17 protein-coding genes, 1 tRNA gene and 1 other annotated feature (1 of these 19 running past the window's edge) are annotated in these 15,966 nt (G+C 42.4%); of the genes, 12 read left to right on the forward strand and 6 right to left on the reverse strand.

Annotated elements, in window-relative coordinates; all coding sequences use genetic code 11:
- Positions 1-8: 8 nt before the first annotated feature.
- The 5 genes from IGJ45_RS01510 to msrA all read right to left on the reverse strand — a co-directional run bounded on the left by IGJ45_RS01510 (position 9) and on the right by msrA (position 5,841).
- Positions 9-680 (reverse strand): type 1 glutamine amidotransferase, encoded by a 672-nt coding sequence (locus tag IGJ45_RS01510; RefSeq protein ID WP_003128503.1) that lies wholly within the window; start codon positions 678-680, stop codon positions 9-11.
- Positions 673-2,022: a MurT ligase domain-containing protein gene (locus tag IGJ45_RS01515; protein WP_409531345.1), complete on the reverse strand. Its 1,350-nt coding sequence runs from the start codon at positions 2,020-2,022 to the stop codon at positions 673-675. Before IGJ45_RS01515 ends, IGJ45_RS01510 begins: the two co-directional genes overlap by 8 nt.
- Before the next feature lie 250 nt (positions 2,023-2,272).
- Entirely contained in the window at positions 2,273-3,679 is a 1,407-nt protein-coding gene (locus IGJ45_RS01520) for a TrkH family potassium uptake protein (protein WP_029487306.1), read from the reverse strand.
- A gap of 268 nt (positions 3,680-3,947) precedes the next feature.
- Positions 3,948-5,012, reverse strand: a complete 1,065-nt coding sequence (locus IGJ45_RS01525) for an iron-containing alcohol dehydrogenase family protein (RefSeq protein ID WP_081131415.1) — start codon at positions 5,010-5,012, stop codon at positions 3,948-3,950.
- 310 nt (positions 5,013-5,322) lie between these two features.
- Complete coding sequence (gene msrA, locus IGJ45_RS01530) at positions 5,323-5,841, reverse strand: peptide-methionine (S)-S-oxide reductase MsrA (RefSeq protein ID WP_003128511.1); 519 nt, start codon at positions 5,839-5,841, stop codon at positions 5,323-5,325.
- Between the two features lie 92 nt (positions 5,842-5,933).
- Here msrA and IGJ45_RS01535 point away from each other — a divergent pair, with 92 nt between their 5' ends.
- The 8 genes from IGJ45_RS01535 (at position 5,934) to upp (ending at position 13,057) form a co-directional block, all read left to right on the forward strand.
- A complete protein-coding gene (locus IGJ45_RS01535) occupies positions 5,934-6,488 on the forward strand; it encodes an AAA family ATPase (RefSeq protein WP_113850329.1) in 555 nt (184 codons plus the stop codon).
- A gap of 50 nt (positions 6,489-6,538) precedes the next feature.
- Positions 6,539-7,141 carry a GNAT family N-acetyltransferase gene (locus IGJ45_RS01540; RefSeq protein WP_409531343.1) on the forward strand — a complete coding sequence of 201 codons (603 nt, stop codon included), beginning with the start codon at positions 6,539-6,541 and terminating at the stop codon, positions 7,139-7,141.
- Positions 7,142-7,263: 122 nt separating this feature from the next.
- Positions 7,264-7,848: a thymidine kinase gene (locus tag IGJ45_RS01545; protein WP_029487305.1), complete on the forward strand. Its 585-nt coding sequence runs from the start codon at positions 7,264-7,266 to the stop codon at positions 7,846-7,848.
- Positions 7,849-7,851: 3 nt separating this feature from the next.
- Positions 7,852-8,925, forward strand: a complete 1,074-nt coding sequence (gene prfA, locus IGJ45_RS01550; protein ID WP_003128515.1) for a peptide chain release factor 1 — start codon at positions 7,852-7,854, stop codon at positions 8,923-8,925.
- Positions 8,918-9,754: a peptide chain release factor N(5)-glutamine methyltransferase gene (prmC, locus tag IGJ45_RS01555; protein WP_409531341.1), complete on the forward strand. Its 837-nt coding sequence runs from the start codon at positions 8,918-8,920 to the stop codon at positions 9,752-9,754. Before prfA ends, prmC begins: the two co-directional genes overlap by 8 nt.
- A gap of 196 nt (positions 9,755-9,950) precedes the next feature.
- Positions 9,951-10,979, forward strand: coding sequence for an L-threonylcarbamoyladenylate synthase (locus tag IGJ45_RS01560; protein ID WP_409531340.1), 1,029 nt, complete (start codon positions 9,951-9,953; stop codon positions 10,977-10,979).
- A gap of 80 nt (positions 10,980-11,059) precedes the next feature.
- Positions 11,060-12,295 carry a serine hydroxymethyltransferase gene (gene glyA, locus IGJ45_RS01565; protein ID WP_005472813.1) on the forward strand — a complete coding sequence of 412 codons (1,236 nt, stop codon included), beginning with the start codon at positions 11,060-11,062 and terminating at the stop codon, positions 12,293-12,295.
- A gap of 132 nt (positions 12,296-12,427) precedes the next feature.
- On the forward strand, positions 12,428-13,057 hold the full coding sequence (gene upp / locus IGJ45_RS01570; protein ID WP_005472811.1) for a uracil phosphoribosyltransferase: 630 nt from the start codon (positions 12,428-12,430) through the stop codon (positions 13,055-13,057).
- 200 nt (positions 13,058-13,257) lie between these two features.
- On the opposite strand, the gene IGJ45_RS01575 is transcribed toward upp, so the two are convergent.
- Positions 13,258-13,494, reverse strand: a complete 237-nt coding sequence (locus tag IGJ45_RS01575; protein WP_003128523.1) for a hypothetical protein — start codon at positions 13,492-13,494, stop codon at positions 13,258-13,260.
- A gap of 126 nt (positions 13,495-13,620) precedes the next feature.
- On the opposite strand from IGJ45_RS01575, the gene IGJ45_RS01580 reads away from it, so the two are divergent.
- The 4 genes from IGJ45_RS01580 (at position 13,621) to IGJ45_RS01595 (ending at position 15,740) form a co-directional block, all read left to right on the forward strand.
- A tRNA-Thr gene (locus tag IGJ45_RS01580) sits at positions 13,621-13,693 on the forward strand.
- A 157-nt stretch (positions 13,694-13,850) separates the two neighbouring features.
- Positions 13,851-15,032: an FtsW/RodA/SpoVE family cell cycle protein gene (locus IGJ45_RS01585; protein ID WP_005472807.1), complete on the forward strand. Its 1,182-nt coding sequence runs from the start codon at positions 13,851-13,853 to the stop codon at positions 15,030-15,032.
- Positions 15,033-15,042: 10 nt separating this feature from the next.
- Positions 15,043-15,420, forward strand: coding sequence for an arsenate reductase family protein (locus tag IGJ45_RS01590; protein WP_409531338.1), 378 nt, complete (start codon positions 15,043-15,045; stop codon positions 15,418-15,420).
- Positions 15,402-15,740, forward strand: coding sequence for a glycine cleavage system protein H (locus IGJ45_RS01595; protein ID WP_003128526.1), 339 nt, complete (start codon positions 15,402-15,404; stop codon positions 15,738-15,740). Before IGJ45_RS01590 ends, IGJ45_RS01595 begins: the two co-directional genes overlap by 19 nt.
- A 72-nt stretch (positions 15,741-15,812) precedes the next feature.
- Positions 15,813-15,966, forward strand: a binding site (T-box leader); it runs 98 nt beyond the window's last position.

Consider the following 15,966-nt stretch of genomic DNA (forward strand, 5'->3'; position numbering starts at 1 on the left):
TATTTTGATCAAATGTCAATCGAACCATAGCGGTTTTTTAAGGCAGTGCGTATTAAGCGTTCTGCCAAATGTTCATTACGGGCAAGCAGTGGACCATGGAAATAGGAACCAAAAACATTGCGGTAGACCACGCCTTCTGTTTGGTCCTCGCCATTGTTTCCCTGCCCTTCTACGACTTTACCTAGTGGTTTCTCACCTTTGCCAAGAAACGTCCGACCATTGTGATTTTCAAAACCATAGTAGGTTTCATCGAATTCTTCATTATGGATAACGATATCTCCGATGAAGCGATTGTTTTCTTGACTCAATGTGTAATGATCCAATGCGCTAATTCCTTTGATTTTCTCTCCGTTAGCTCCCATGTAGTAATGACCTAACAACTGATACCCGCCACAAATGGCCAACATGACTCCATCGTTCTCGATGTATTCCGTCAATGCTTCTTTTTTTGTTTGGATATCTTCAGAAACGATCAGCTGTTCAAAATCCTGTCCGCCGCCAAAAAAGACTAAGTCATACTTCTTCGGATCAAATGGTTCATGGATGCTGACGACTTCCGAAATGAATTCTACACCCATTTTTTCGGCTACATAACGCAACATCAACAAATTGCCATTATCCCCGTAGGTGTTCAGCAAATTCCCGTAAAGATGAGCAACATTCAAACGATAATTAGCCACGATCCATCCCCCCTTTGATATAGCCTTTTTCTGCCAATTTTTTGCGTAGTTGCAAAACAGCAGTATAGGTTGCTAGGATATAGACTTTTTCAGTTGGTAGATTGGCGATATCTTTAATGACCTCATCAAGATCTTTTGTTTCGGTGATCTTTTCTTCGGGAATTCCCGCTACTTTTAAACGCAGCGCCATATCTTGATGGCGGTCGCCGCCAGCAATGACTTGAGGAATCGCCATTTCGGCAAATGCTTCATGATTTCCATCCCAGATCCAGCTAACATCAATGCCGTCCGCATAATTTGCATTCAAGAGACTGACGAGAGAAAAAGGATACGGAGATAAGCCGATCATATCGATCACTTGATTCAGTCCTACCGGATTTTTGACTAACACGAGTGTACACTCTTTGCCATCGATGGTAATGACTTCTTGACGGCCAAAGACTTTTTCATCATAGGCCAATCCAGCTCTGATTTTTTCAGGTGCGACTTGATAATATTCCGCTACAGCGGTCGCTGCCAATGCATTATAGACATTGTACATGCCGCCAACTTCGATTCCATATGAATTCCCATCAATGATAAAATCAGCAGAAGTATTGTCCATTGCTGTGATGGCTGTCAATTTGTAGTCTAGTTCTGGACGTTTGAAGCCGCAGTTCGGACAATAGTATTTGCCTAGATTCGCATAGGTAATCATTTGGTAATGTAAGATGTGGTGGCATTCTGGACAAAGAACCCCGTCTGTATTGTAATGGGCCATCTGCTCCTGATCAGGTAAGTGATCAAAGCCATAATACTTTCTTGGATTAACAGTAGTGACAGAATTGAACAACGGGGAATCACCATTACATAGAATTGTGGCCGTCGGTGAATTTGCTGCTCCTTCAACGATCATTTTATATGTTGTATAGATTTCACCATAACGGTCCATCTGATCGCGAAAAATATTCGTGAAGACAAATAGTTCAGGTTTGATATACTTCGTTACTTTGCTAAGACTAGCTTCATCGATCTCTAGTACTGCAAACTTTTTGCCGCCTTTTGGTTTGGCAGATAAGAAAGTAGAAACGATTCCTTGGACCATATTGGCACCTGTTGGATTTGTCAGCACATCATCAAATTCTTGCCTTAAAATATTCACCGTCAGTGCAGTAGTCAAGGTTTTTCCGTTCGTACCAGTGATAACGACAACTTGATAATCTTTTGCTAGATGATCTAAAATATGCGGATCGATTTTTAATGCTATTTTCCCAGGCAGACTTGATCCGCCTTTAAAAAAGTTTTTTAATACCCACTGAGAGGTCTTACCGACTGTGACAGCCAGTTGACTTCTTAACCCCATAGTTGAACCTCCAAACGAGATGATTGTCTTTTTAGTTTAAATTCAATTTATCATACCATATGTTCTAAAAAAGGTTAAACGGCTTTTCGATTTCTTTAAGTTTCTGCAAAGAGTTCAGTTTATTGAACCAAAAAAGGCAGAGACATTCGTTACAAACAAGATGTCTCTGCCGCTTCAAAACGCTTGTGGAAGGCTCGCGACTTTAAGATACAACGCTTAGAACCTTCAATAGCGCCATTTTACTGGCTGTTTAACCAATAATAATCTTCTCGGTTGGGTATTCATAACCTAAATCTCGGGTTTCTTTTGGCACAAACAACAACAACGTATAAAGCATACCTACACGTCCAATGAACATCAGTAAGGCTATCACTAACTTACCCACACTTGAGAGATCATCGGTGATCCCTAACGATAAACCGGTGGTCCCAAACGCAGAAGCTACTTCGACAATGATGGCGATCAACGGGATATCTTCAGTGGCGGTCAAAAATAATACGCAGAAAAAGCACATTCCTAAGGATAACATGAAGACAACAACCGACTTACGCACATCGTCTTCATCGATCCGTCGGCCAAATATGTTGATATTGTCTTCACTCTTTAAGAAGGCATAAAGATAAAGACCAATAATGGCGATCGTTGTCGTACGAATCCCGCCACCGACTGAACTTGGGCTGCAACCGATAAACATTAGTAACGAAAAAACGATCAATGTCGTGGTCTGAAAGTTCCCTAAATCATGGATCTGCAGTCCAGCATTACGGGTAGTCATGGAATAAAACATACTGTTGATCCAGGTGCTGCTGAAGCCGTAATCTTTGAACAGATGGTCTTTCTCTAGGAAATAAATGGCGATCGTTCCACCGATAAACAAAATCACAAAAGCCAACATCGCGATTTTTGTAAACAATGAAAAGCGAAAAGGCAGTTGTCGGCGATTTTTTTTCAGCTTGAAGAGGGCCCATTCTCGGAAATCCATAATCACTGGAAACCCAATCCCACCGATAAAAATCAAAAACATGATACAAATCAAAAAGAAATAATCATGTGCGAAAGGTAAAATGGAATTTCCTGTCACGTCAAAACCAGAGTTTGTGACCGCGGAAATAGCTTGGTAAAAACCATAAAATAGGGCATCCCGCCAATTGTCATAATAGCCATTAAAATAAAAATAAATAGAAAAAATAGCGCCAGAGATGGCTTGGCAAAGTAAGATGATCGTAAACGTGATTCGAATCATCCGCACGATTCCGCTTAGCTTTGGCTGATTCATATCCGTCATAATCAACTGACGCTGCTTCAATGAGATCTTTCTCCGAGAAACGATCGCAAAGAAAGTGGAGATCATCATAATCCCTAGTCCACCCACTTGAAAAAGAACTTCAAGAAGCACTACACCGCGATCATTGAACACATCATCGATAGGGAATGTCGTCAATCCGGTGACACTGACCGTGCTGACTGCCATAAAAAACATATCGATGAAGGAAGCATGAGAACGAGGTTCACGAAAAAAGGGAAGGTAAAATAAACCTAAGGAAATAATCGTCATCAGGATATAGTAAAAAACGATCACTTGGATCGAAGAAACATTTTGGGCAATAAAATATTTGCTTTTGCGTTGTGTCAGACGAGCAAACCGCGTGAAATTCATAACTAGTCTCCTCACTAAATAAACTACCCACAGTATACCAAAGAACCAAGCAGTTTCAAAAGAAAGCAAGATTGAAAGTAAGTAGCAGCCAATATCATCAAAGAAACGCTTTGCAAAAATATGAGATAGTGCCGCAAAACAATTAATGGAACAGAGAAGACGATAGCCTGTCATTGAGAGAGTACTAGAAGATAGCGGTGAGTCGGACAAAAAACTGTAAGCCCAACAGACTTATCGGGCATACAGTTTTTTTGAAGAGATCGGTTAGTTAGAGTGCTTCCACCGCTTCGATTGCGCGAAAGACTTTTTCTGGAGTGATCATTGGGTCGATCAGGACAAATGTTTCTTCTTCTTTAACGGCATAAGTCAAAACAGGCGCAAAATAAGCGCGATCCACACGAGTGACATGCAAGTCTTTTAGTTTCATAGGTAAGTGCAATGCTTCGTAGAAAGGACGCAGTTCCTCGATAACAGCAAAATCGTTGGTGTAGGCAAGCTGTACCCAGATGCAGTAGGCCACTTTATTGCCATGGAGGACACTGTGGGTTTCGCTCAGATAAGATAAGCCGTCATGTAATGCGTGGGCGCCAGAAGTTCTGCCAAACTCTACAGCAAATCCACCAACTTCTCCTGCTAAAGCGATGATGGCATCTGTGATTCGCGCAAAAGCTGGCGTCAAGCGCCCGGCTTCTAAATCAGTGACTGCTTGGATGGCATCTGCGATCAAAAGTTCTTTGATTAGTTTTGCACTTTGAAAACCGAGCCGAACCAAGGCTGTTTTATCTTCTTCTGCCATCGTGCGTACAATGGCTTCCATTTCATAATACTTGGCTAGCGTGTCTGCGATGCCTGCAATGAAATAATCCACGGGTGTTGCTAGCAAGAATCGAGTATCGACGATCGTCATATAAGCCCCTTTTTTGGCGTAATCGATCTTGCAGATTGTGTGGTCTGGGTAATAGGCGACAATCACAGGAGTAAAGGGTGCACAGTTGGAAACCAATGTAGGGATGACGATCAGCTCCGCTCCCATTCTTTCTGCAGTAATTTTTGCGGTATCTGCGACACGTCCACCACCGATCGCAAGCAGGACATCTGTGTGTTTGATCTTATCCGCTAACTCCTGAGCATTCTCATAACTTGAGGAGCCATCATAGCGATAAACAGGATAGTCAAATGGATGCGGATAATAGGTTTTAAAAACGTCAAATGATTGATCGCCAGTAATGACAGCAACCTGATCAAAATCATTGAGATACTCTGGTAGATCAAAAAGAACTCCTTCACCAGTAATATACCGGTTTGGTCCAGGGCGGACTTCATTGGCTAACATAACACAACACTCCTTTGCAATCGTCAGAATTTTCTAATTAGTGTAACGTGGAATAGCGCCTGCTGTCAATTTTTCTTTTGAGCAGTTTTGTTCAGATCAGCCAGGCCAAAGCCAATCGGCGCAAGCAGGCGTAAAGAGGGCATAAAAAAAGACCCTAACAAAGGAGAGTTTGTTCTTGCTAGTCTTCGCATAATCAAGACTGTTTTGCGAAGATCCTCTCCTTTTGAGGGTCAGTTGTTGGGCGAGAAAACAGCACTATTTCTATCTCAGAAACTAAAGGAATATTCAAACTGCCGCTTCTCAAAATAGGTTATGTCCAGTTTTGACGGATGAAACCAGCTCGTCCTGAACCTTCACGGTAGGCGTTGTAATGCGCCGTATTTTTCTTATAAAAATCTTGATGATAGTCTTCTGCTGGATAGAAAGGTTCAGCAGGTTCGATTGTTGTCACGATTGGATCTGTAAAGCGACCGCTTGCTTGCAAAGCGGCTTTTGAAGCTTCTGCGATTTTTCGTTGTTCTTCACTATTGTAATAGATGACTGGACGGTAAGAGTCCCCACGGTCTGCGAACTGACCAAAGGCATCTGTAGGATCGGTTTGTTGCCAATAGATAGCCACGAGTTCTTCATACGTTATTTGTTCAGGATCGAAAGTGATTTCTACGGCTTCTGTATGTCCTGTGGTTCCAGTTGTTACTTCTTGATAGGTAGGATGAGGGACATGTCCACCGGTAAAACCTGAGACTACCGAAAGAATTCCTGGTAAAGAATCGAAAGGTTTGACCATACACCAGAAGCAGCCGCCGGCAAAAATTGCAGTATCTTTCATTGTGATTCCTCCTTTGGTTTTATGGTATGCTTCTTATAGAGAAAGACAAGCGATATGCTTATAAGAAACGGCCAAAGAAAGCGAGGTTTGCTGTGGACACGATCATCATTTTATTGCGGGGGAATTCTGGCAGCGGAAAAACGACAGTAGCAAAAGCGCTGCATCAACAATTAGGGGCAGAAGCGGTGTTGATCTCACAGGATGTATTTCGCCGAGAAATTTTTCACGTGAAAGATACGCCTAATAATCATGCTGTAGGTCTAATGAGGGAGGCCCTTTTATATGCGCGAGGGAAGGTTCCTTTCATCATCGTTGAGGGAATTTTTGCCCGTGAAAAATACCAGGACTTCTTGCTCTTTTTACTAGAATCCTTTGAGAAGTGTCTCATTTATTATTTTGATGTGCCTTTTCAAACAACGATTGAAAGACACCGAACACGGCCACAACGGGCATTTTTTTCCGAATCATCGCTACAAAAGTGGTGGCTCGAAAAAGACCTTCTCTTTGGGGAAAACGGCATAGCGTCCAAGAGCAATGATACGAGTAATAAATCAGTCCTCTCAAAAGAGAAGATGTTTACAGAGAAGCAGACAATATCTGAAATGATCACGATGATCTTGGAGGATACGAAACAGTTTCAAAAATAGCCTTGAAGCAAACGATCTGTTTTCCAAAAAAACTAAAGTGAGGTATCTCTATGTTAGACAAATCAATTCCTTATGCAGAAATTTGGATGGAGCGCATGGCTGCGGATGAAGTAGCACCGGTCCCTGCCTCAAATAACTACATCATTCAACCTTATCAATCCGGTGATGCGAGTGAGTGGGCGCGGATTGAGACAGCGGTGGGAGAATTTGATACAGAAGCCGCGGCACTTGCGTATTTTGAAAAAGACTTTCTCCCCTATGAATCTCAATTGCCGCAACGAATGTTTTTTGCAGTGGATCCAGAAGGAACAAAGGTAGGAACAGCGACTGCTTGGTGGAAGAAGAAGCAAGATGGCAACATTGTGCCGCTCGTTCATTGGGTAGCAGTCATTCCCAGCGCTCAAAGACAAGGGATCGCTCGCGGCTTGGTAACCAAAGTTATAGAAACATGCCAGAACCAAACGGCAGATTCCGAAGAATCTGCTGCCGCTATTTTTCTCCATACGCAAACATGGAGTCATGCTGCGATTGGACTGTATCAACAACTAGGCTTCAAACTTATTGATACAGACTATCAGGGACAGATGAATCCCGAGTACGAACAAGTATTGACTATTTTGAGAGACGTGGTGCAGAAGGAAAACGGGCAGTAAAGCCAATCATTTGCAGGCATCGTTCTGTTCAGTACCCCTCTTAGCGACTTCTGAATTTAAACCTGTAAAAATTCCTTGTTTTCAAGTATAATACCAAAGGAGTATCAGGAAGGATGGGCAAGATGGCACAACTTTTTTTTAAATATGGCGCGATGAATAGTGGCAAAACGATCGAGATTTTAAAAGTTGCACATAATTATGAAGAACAAGACAAGCCGGTCGTGATTATGACCAGCGGCATCGATACCCGAAGCGGGATCGGAACAGTTTCCAGTCGTATTGGGTTAGAGCGTGACGCCATTCCGATTTTCGATGAGACCGATTTGTATCATTTAGTAAAAGATCTAGGATATCAACCCTATTGCATTTTGATTGATGAGGCACAGTTTTTGAAAAAACACCATGTCTTGGCGTTTACTAAAATCGTAGACGAATTAGGCATTCCTGTGATGGCATTTGGTTTAAAAAATGATTTTCGCAACGAATTATTCGAAGGTTCTAAATATCTGCTTCTTTATGCAGATAAAATTGAAGAAATGAAAACGATCTGCTGGTTCTGCCACAAAAAGGCGACCATGAATCTGCATTACATTGACGGTAAACCAGTCTATGAAGGCGATCAAGTTCAAATTGGCGGTAATGAAGCCTATTACCCTGTTTGTCGCAAACACTATTTTCACCCTGGAATCAAAAAAGAAGGAGAATAAAACATGTACGATCAGTTACAAGCGATTGAAGACCGTTATGAAGAACTAGGCGAACTGCTTAGTGATCCCGCTGTCATTTCAGATACGAAACGGTTCATGCAGTTGTCCAAAGAAGAAGCAAATACCCGAGAGACTGTCGAAGTGTATCGCCGTTACAAAGAAGTCGTTGAAGGCATCAAAGATACAGAGGAACTATTGGGCGAAAACTTGGATGCAGAAATGGCAGAAATGGCTAAAGAAGAACTATCTGACTTAAAAAAAGAAAAAGATGTTCTTGAAGACCGCATCAAAATCTTATTATTACCAAAAGATCCCAATGATGACAAAAACATTATCATGGAAATTCGCGGGGCTGCGGGTGGAGATGAAGCGGCACTATTTGCTGGAGATCTCTTTAATATGTATCAGAAATATGCGGAAACACAAGGTTGGAAAGTCGAAGTGATGGATGCCAACGTTACCGGTATCGGCGGCTACAAAGAAGTCATCATGATGATCAGCGGTGAGAATGTCTATTCAAAACTGAAATATGAAAGTGGCGCGCATCGGGTACAGCGCGTGCCGTCGACAGAATCTCAAGGACGAATCCACACATCTACGGCAACCGTAGTCGTGATGCCAGAAGCAGAAGAAGTAGAGATCGATATTGCTGATAAAGATATCCGAACAGATATCTATCATGCTTCAGGCGCTGGTGGTCAGCACGTCAACAAAACGGCATCAGCTGTCCGCTTGACACACTTGCCGACTGGCATCGTCGTTGCCATGCAGGATGAGCGTTCACAGTTGAAGAACCGTGAGAAAGCGATGAAAGTCTTGCGGGCAAGAGTATACGACCAAATTCAGCAAGAAGCACGAAGCGAATACGATGCAAATCGTAAATCAGCAGTGGGAACTGGGGATCGTTCTGAACGGATCCGTACGTATAACTTTCCGCAAAATCGGGTGACGGACCACCGCATTGGGTTGACTATCCAAAAATTGGATCAAATTTTGGCTGGAAAACTTGATGAGATCATTGATGCATTGATCATGTACGATCAAACATCAAAATTGGAAGAAATGCAAAATGGGTAAAACCTATCGAGAAGTCCTTTCACGGGCTTCTTCTTTTTTAGAAACAAAGGGACTGGAAGGGTATGCGATCCAATACCTTTTTCTGGCTCGTAAAAATTGGCAAAAACTAGATTGGTTGCTGCATATGGATCAGCAAATTTCGCCAGCTGATGAAGTGCAAATTGAAGCAGATCTGCAGCAGCTTTTAGCGCATCGTCCCCCCCAATACCTTTTAGGCTATGAAGAGTTTTATGGCCATCGCTTCAAAGTAACAGAAGACACATTGATTCCTCGACCGGAAACGGAAGAATTAGTCGCTTTATGTCTGGAGCAAACAGAACCTGCAGAGAATTTGCGGGTCGTAGATATTGGGACAGGGACAGGTGCGATCGCGGTCTCTTTGAAATTGGCACGTCCTCACTGGCAGATCGCTGCTGTTGACCTTTCAGAGGCCGCATTGGCGGTAGCTAAAGAGAATGCGGCGCAATTAGGTGCGGAGGTCGCTTTTTATCAAGGCGACACCCTGACACCAGTGGGGGATCAACCATGGGACATCATTGTATCAAACCCGCCGTACATCAGTGAGCAGGAGTGGGAGCTGATGGATGCCAGTGTGCGTCAGTTTGAACCCCAAATGGCCCTTTTTGCAGCGGAGAATGGTCTAGTGATGTATCGTAAGATCGCAGACCAGGCAAAGAAGTTATTGACACCTGACGGAAAAATCTTCGTCGAAATCGGTTTTCAACAAGGCAAATCTGTCCAGCGTATTTTTGCGGAAGCTTTTCCAGATAAAAAAGTTACGGTCATTCAAGATTTATCTGGAAAAGATCGGTTGGTCGCAGTACAATAATCCACAGCATGTGGACAACCATTTTTTTGAAAAATTTTTTTGATAAAAAACAGTGATAGAGTAAGACTTACTTGCGAATAAAAGTTATAAACAGGGTTATCCACACTTGACAAACGATTTATCCACAAAATGTGGATAAAAACCGAAAAAATGTTGATAAGTGTGGAAGTCCTCAAAAAAAGGATGTGGATAAACTGTGGAAACAAAAAAATTTAGTGAAGAACAATTATCCGAAGCAGCAAAAATTTTAGCCGCGGGTGGATTAGTTGCTTTTCCTACAGAAACAGTGTATGGCTTAGGCGCCAACGCTCTTTTGCCTGAAGCGGTAGCACAAGTCTATGCCGTCAAAGGAAGACCTAGTGACAACCCATTGATCGTCCATCTCGCCGACCCGGAACAACTGAAGGATTATGTGGATAACTTGCATCCAGCAGCGGAAAAATTGATGGCAAAGTTTTGGCCTGGCCCCCTAACATTGATTTTTTCTATCAAAAATAACAGTTTACCGTCTATTGTGACCGGGGGGTTATCCACAGCGGCATTCCGTATGCCAGCGAATAAAAAAACACTTTCAGTCATTAAACAGGCACATGTCCCACTAGTCGGACCTAGCGCAAATACCTCTGGCAAGCCAAGTCCGACCTCAGCTGAACATGTATTGCATGATTTGAAAGGAAAGATAGCTGGCGTGATCGATGATGGGACTACTAGGATCGGAGTTGAATCAACAGTCTTGGATTTAAGTGATCCGACAGCAAAACCAATGATCTTGCGTCCAGGAGCCGTGACCAAAGAACAATTAGAAACGGTTTTAGGCAGTGAAGTCGAAATAGATAAACACCTAGTATCTGAAGGTGAAAGACCCAAAGCACCGGGAATGAAATACAAACATTATGCTCCGGATACAAAGGTTGTGATGGTTCGGTCAGAGGACTGGCCAGCAGCACTCGATTGGATCAAGCAGCAGCGATTGCGAGCAGGTGTCTTGGCAGGCCCATCAATTTGTGAGACAGCCAGATTTGAAACAGCAGCTGTTTACATGTATGCGGACGACACGGTTGAGGCAGCAGCAAAAGGACTTTTTGCAGGTTTGCGAGCCTTAGATGAATCGATCGCTGGCTTGGAGATCATTTTAGCGGCCGCTTTTCCTGAGACAGGGATGGGCAGCGCCTATATGAATCGCTTGAAAAAAGCAGCCAATCAAAATTTTTTTCAGGTAAAATAGAAAAAACGCTGCTTTGATCATAGGTAGTGCTTAGGAAATATGATACAATGCTAGCATTAAGGTAAAGGGGTGTTGTATGAATGGACTATCAAACGTTTGATCCTGATTTATGGCAAGCCATTGAAAAGGAAGCGGATCGCCAACAAAACAATTTAGAATTGATCGCATCTGAAAATATCGTTTCCGCAGGTGTAAGAGCGGCTCAAGGCAGTATTTTAACAAATAAATATGCCGAAGGATATCCAGGTCGCCGTTACTACGGTGGTTGTGAATTTGTCGATGTTGTTGAAAATTTAGCAATTGATCGTGCCAAAGAACTTTTTGGTGCGGCCTATGCAAACGTACAGCCTCACTCAGGCTCACAAGCCAATACTGCAGCATATCTAGCGTTGATTGAACCAGGAGATACGGTGATGGGCATGGATCTATCCGCAGGTGGGCATTTAACCCATGGCTCTCCAGTCAATTTTAGTGGGAAAACCTATCACTTTGTTAGCTATGGCGTAGACCCAGCGACTGAAGTGATTGATTATAATGTCGTACGGATCTTAGCGAGAAAGCATCAACCAAAATTGATCGTTGCTGGTGCAAGTGCGTATTCACGAACAATCGATTTTGCCAAATTCCGTGAAATTGCTGATGAAGTCGGTGCTAAGTTGATGGTAGATATGGCACATATCGCAGGATTAGTTGCTGCTGGTCTGCATCCAAATCCAGTTCCTTATGCAGACATCACTACTTCTACGACCCACAAAACCCTTAGAGGGCCTCGTGGCGGCTTGATTTTGACCAATGACGAAGACTTAGCGAAAAAAATCAACAGTGCAGTCTTTCCTGGCATTCAAGGCGGACCTTTGGAACATGTGGTCGCTGCCAAGGCAGTCGCATTCAAAGAAGCATTGGATGAAGACTTCAAATCCTATTCAGAGCAAGTGATCAGAAATGCGCAAGCAATGGCAAAAGTGTTCAATCAAGCACCGCAAGCACGGCTTGTTTCTGGTGCAACGGACAATCATTTATTGCTGATTGATGTGCGAGGATTTGAGCTTAACGGAAAAGAAGCCGAAGCATTGCTTGACCAAGTCAACATCACAGTCAATAAAAATTCGATTCCATTTGAAACCCTTAGCCCATTTAAAACGAGCGGTATTCGTGTCGGCACACCGGCAATCACTAGCCGTGGGTTCAAAGAAGAAGATGCTGTGGAAGTAGCAAAACTGATTGTCAAAGTGTTGGAACACCCTGAAGATACGGCTGTTCTGGAAGAAGCAAAAGCACAAGTGAAAGAGTTGACGGACAAGTATCCGTTGTATTAAGATGTAGCAGGAAAAGGGTTTGAGCCGATGCTCAGATCCTTTTTTGAAGGAATATGGCTATGACGTGATGCAAGGTTGTATCAATCGTTGATTTGCTTTAAAATAAAAGAAAAACCAAAGGAGACTTTTAAAATGGGTAAATTCCAAGTAATTGACCACCCCTTGATTCAACACAAATTAACAATGATCCGCGACAAGAACTGTGGAACGAAAGTGTTCCGTGAAGTTGTCGATGAAATCGCCATGTTGATGGCGTATGAAGTATCACGGGATATGCCCCTCGAAGATGTAGTGATCGAAACACCGATCGAAGAATCGACCCAAAAAACACTTAGTGGTAAAAAAGTAGCAATCGTACCGATTCTACGGGCCGGACTAGGCATGGTCGACGGTATTCTAGAGTTGATCCCAGCGGCTAAAGTAGGACACATTGGTATGTATCGTGATGAAGAAACCCTTGAACCACATGAGTATTTCGTTAAATTGCCTGAAGACATCGACACTCGTCAGTTATTTATTGTTGATCCAATGTTAGCAACTGGTGGTTCAGCGATCATGGCCATCGATGCGTTGAAAAAACGCGGTGCTTCTAACATGAAGTTTGTTTGCCTAGTTGCTGCGCCAGAAGGTGTGAAAGCATTGCAGGATGCCCATCCTGATGTGGATATCTACACAGCAAGCTTAGATGACCGCTTGAATGAACATGGCTACATCGTTCCTGGATTAGGCGATGCTGGTGACCGTTTGTTTGGAACAAAATAAAAGAAAGAGCGTGGAACAAAAAGTGAAAAACACTTTTGTTCCACGCTCTAAACACGTCTAAACGCTGGGAGCAGGAGCAACTCCTTCGGAAATAAATTGAACTACTCAAAAACTACTCAAACATTTGAAAAGCAATTTCCGTGTATTCCTCCTTATTTCTTGGAGATTACCACTTTTGTCCCAGTCTCCTTTTGAACGAACTACATTTTCGTTAACTGTTTATAATTAATGATCAATACACCATTACTTTGTGTAACAAGCTTTTGATTCTCCGCTGTCTGATTCAATTCAACAACCGCAGAGTTCTTAAGCTGCTTAGTGACTGTACCGGTTTGTTTTATTCCATGGATCGTGAACATGACAGGAGTAGCGACCTCAAAATTTGCACCTTCAGCTGACGGGACAACGGTTGTTTCGAACTTACCAAATGTTGCCATGTAAAAACCTCCTTGATATAGTTAAATTATACCACATTTTTTGAAAATTTTCAGTAATCCTATTTTTTCCCCAAACTTCTCTTTACAAAGTTGTGTTTTTTTCTTATAATCTTCTTTGTGTTAGTTGCCAGCTTAGCTCAGTTGGTAGAGCAACGCACTCGTAACGCGTAGGTCACAGGTTCGAATCCTGCAGCTGGCATTGAAGCAGTCTAATTAGACTGCTTCTTTTTTTAGATGATTTTTTTAGAGAAAACTTTAAAGTTTCTAAATTTTTTCTGAATGAGAACGGGGAATCCTTTCTTTTCTGCGCAAACATCACTATAATGGATAAAGATTCTACAGAAGAGAGTGTGGGCATGGAAAATACACGAATAAAAAAGAATGATAATCGAATTGACTACGGTGTGATATTACCCGTATTTTTATTGTGCTTGATTGGGTTTGCGTCATTGTATGTCGCATTGACGAATGATCCAAGGAATCCATCCGTGGGAAAAACCTTAGGATTTCAAGCTTTATGGTATGTACTAGGAGTTATCGCAATTATAGTGATCATGCATATAAAATCCAAGTGGTTGTGGAAGTTGACTCCCTATATTTACGGAGCAGGATTGCTGGTAATGCTGGGTCTCTTGAAGTTCTATGATGCAGGGTTAGCCGACTCTACGGGCTCGCGAAACTGGCTGCGTTTTGGCTCCTTTACGATCCAGCCTTCGGAATTGATGAAGATTGCCTTTATCATGATGTTGGCGCTGGTGGTCACCCATCACAATGTTCGCCATCGAGATCGAGATTTAAAGACGGATGGCTTATTGATCGCTAAAATGTTAGCTGTAACCATTCCGGTCCTAGTTTTAGTCATGCTGCAAAAAGACTTTGGAACGATGTTAGTTTTCTTAGCTATTTTTGGTGGGATCTTTTTGATGTCGGGGATTTCTTGGCAGATCGTGATCCCAGTTATCGCCGCTTTTGTTTTGATAGGGGGCGGGACCATCTTTTTAGTCACAACAGATATGGGACGAGAGTTTCTCTATAATGTCGGCTTTAAAGAATATCAGTTTGCACGTATCGATTCTTGGTTAGATCCGTTTCACGATACTCAAGGCCAGTCTTTCCAACTAGCTTATGCTTTAATGGCTATTGGGTCTGGTGGGATGTTCGGTAAAGGGTTCAATGTGAGTGATGTCTACGTGCCAGTTCGTGAATCAGATATGATTTTCTCTGTGATCGGAGAGAACTTTGGGTTTGTCGGCAGTGCCTTTGTGATTTTATTATATTTCATTTTGATTTACCGAATGATTCGGGTTTGTTTTGATACAAACAATGAATTTTATGCCTATCTTGCTACCGGGATCATCATGATGATCTTGTTCCATGTCTTTGAAAATATCGGTGCTAATATTGGCTTATTGCCTTTGACAGGTATTCCATTGCCCTTCATTAGTCAAGGGGGATCGGCATTATTAAGTAACATGATCGGCATTGGCTTGATTTTATCGATGCGCTATCAGGCTGAGAGTACACCAAAAACCTTGTAAGGAGATAGCTATGATCACATTTTACTGGTATCCGAAATGCAGTACATGTAAAAAAGCGAAAGCTTGGCTAGAAGCAAATGGGATTCCCTATGAGGCCATTGACATGATCAAAGAGGTGCCTACGAAGGCGCAATTGTTACAATGGATCACCTCTAGCGGCTTGCCAGCTCGCCGCTTTTTTAACACAAGCGGAATGAAATATCGTGAATTAGGTTTGAAAGAGAAAGTACCAACGTTGTCGAATGAAGAAGCCGCAACTTTGTTGGCCACAGACGGCATGTTGATCAAACGCCCATTGTTGATTAGTGAAGATCGCTTTTTGATCAATGGGTTTAAAGAAAAAGAATATGAAGGAGTCTTGTTAGAATCATGGAAAAGAAATGCTTGAGAAAAAAAGATAATTTGTGGGTACTGTTCAATGGCAAAGAATACTGTGTTGGTTTGACAAAAGAAGCACAAGAAGAATTAGGTGCTGTGTCTTTTGCTTCTTTGAAAAAAGTTGGTACAGCCTTGAAACAAGGAGATACGCTAGTGGAGTTGGAAGCAGAAAAAGCTGTCAGTGAATTTCCAAGCCCATTAACAGGCGTGATTTCTTCTGTAAATGAAAAAATCGATCAAAACGTTGATATCTTAAACGACAGCGATGAAATGAACGCTTGGCTAGTCAGCTTTAAAGATGTTGATCCAAGTCAATTTGACGAATTATAAAACAAGATCCAACCACTGATTTACAAAAAGAATTGACAGCAGATTGAGACGTTGCTATAATTTGCTCAATAAATGAATGCTTTGAAAAGAAGAGTACATGTTCTTGACGTACACAGAGAGCCCTGTTTGGTGTAAATGGGCAACGAAGAGAAGATGGAAGATGGTCTTTGAGCAGGATGGGTGAGTCTAAGGACAAGCCTATCACGGGATGCACCCGTTACTGTGC

The sequence above is a fragment of the Enterococcus sp. DIV0574 genome (assembly GCF_051711125.1).
Classification (GTDB): domain Bacteria; phylum Bacillota; class Bacilli; order Lactobacillales; family Enterococcaceae; genus Enterococcus_D; species Enterococcus_D gallinarum.

What these genes read in the sequence shown, in the direction of transcription:
- IGJ45_RS01515 (WP_409531345.1), bottom strand. Translation starts at nt 2,022, where the DNA reads ATGGGGTTAAGAAGTCAACTGGCTGTCACAGTCGGTAAGACCTCTCAG.
- IGJ45_RS01520 (WP_029487306.1), bottom strand. Translation starts at nt 3,679, where the DNA reads ATGAATTTCACGCGGTTTGCTCGTCTGACACAACGCAAAAGCAAATAT.
- IGJ45_RS01525 (WP_081131415.1), bottom strand. Translation starts at nt 5,012, where the DNA reads ATGTTAGCCAATGAAGTCCGCCCTGGACCAAACCGGTATATTACTGGT.
- msrA (WP_003128511.1), bottom strand. Translation starts at nt 5,841, where the DNA reads ATGAAAGATACTGCAATTTTTGCCGGCGGCTGCTTCTGGTGTATGGTC.
- IGJ45_RS01540 (WP_409531343.1), top strand. Translation starts at nt 6,539, where the DNA reads ATGTTAGACAAATCAATTCCTTATGCAGAAATTTGGATGGAGCGCATG.
- IGJ45_RS01545 (WP_029487305.1), top strand. Translation starts at nt 7,264, where the DNA reads ATGGCACAACTTTTTTTTAAATATGGCGCGATGAATAGTGGCAAAACG.
- prfA (WP_003128515.1), top strand. Translation starts at nt 7,852, where the DNA reads ATGTACGATCAGTTACAAGCGATTGAAGACCGTTATGAAGAACTAGGC.
- prmC (WP_409531341.1), top strand. Translation starts at nt 8,918, where the DNA reads ATGGGTAAAACCTATCGAGAAGTCCTTTCACGGGCTTCTTCTTTTTTA.
- glyA (WP_005472813.1), top strand. Translation starts at nt 11,060, where the DNA reads ATGGACTATCAAACGTTTGATCCTGATTTATGGCAAGCCATTGAAAAG.
- upp (WP_005472811.1), top strand. Translation starts at nt 12,428, where the DNA reads ATGGGTAAATTCCAAGTAATTGACCACCCCTTGATTCAACACAAATTA.
- IGJ45_RS01575 (WP_003128523.1), bottom strand. Translation starts at nt 13,494, where the DNA reads ATGGCAACATTTGGTAAGTTCGAAACAACCGTTGTCCCGTCAGCTGAA.
- IGJ45_RS01585 (WP_005472807.1), top strand. Translation starts at nt 13,851, where the DNA reads ATGGAAAATACACGAATAAAAAAGAATGATAATCGAATTGACTACGGT.
- IGJ45_RS01590 (WP_409531338.1), top strand. Translation starts at nt 15,043, where the DNA reads ATGATCACATTTTACTGGTATCCGAAATGCAGTACATGTAAAAAAGCG.
- IGJ45_RS01595 (WP_003128526.1), top strand. Translation starts at nt 15,402, where the DNA reads ATGGAAAAGAAATGCTTGAGAAAAAAAGATAATTTGTGGGTACTGTTC.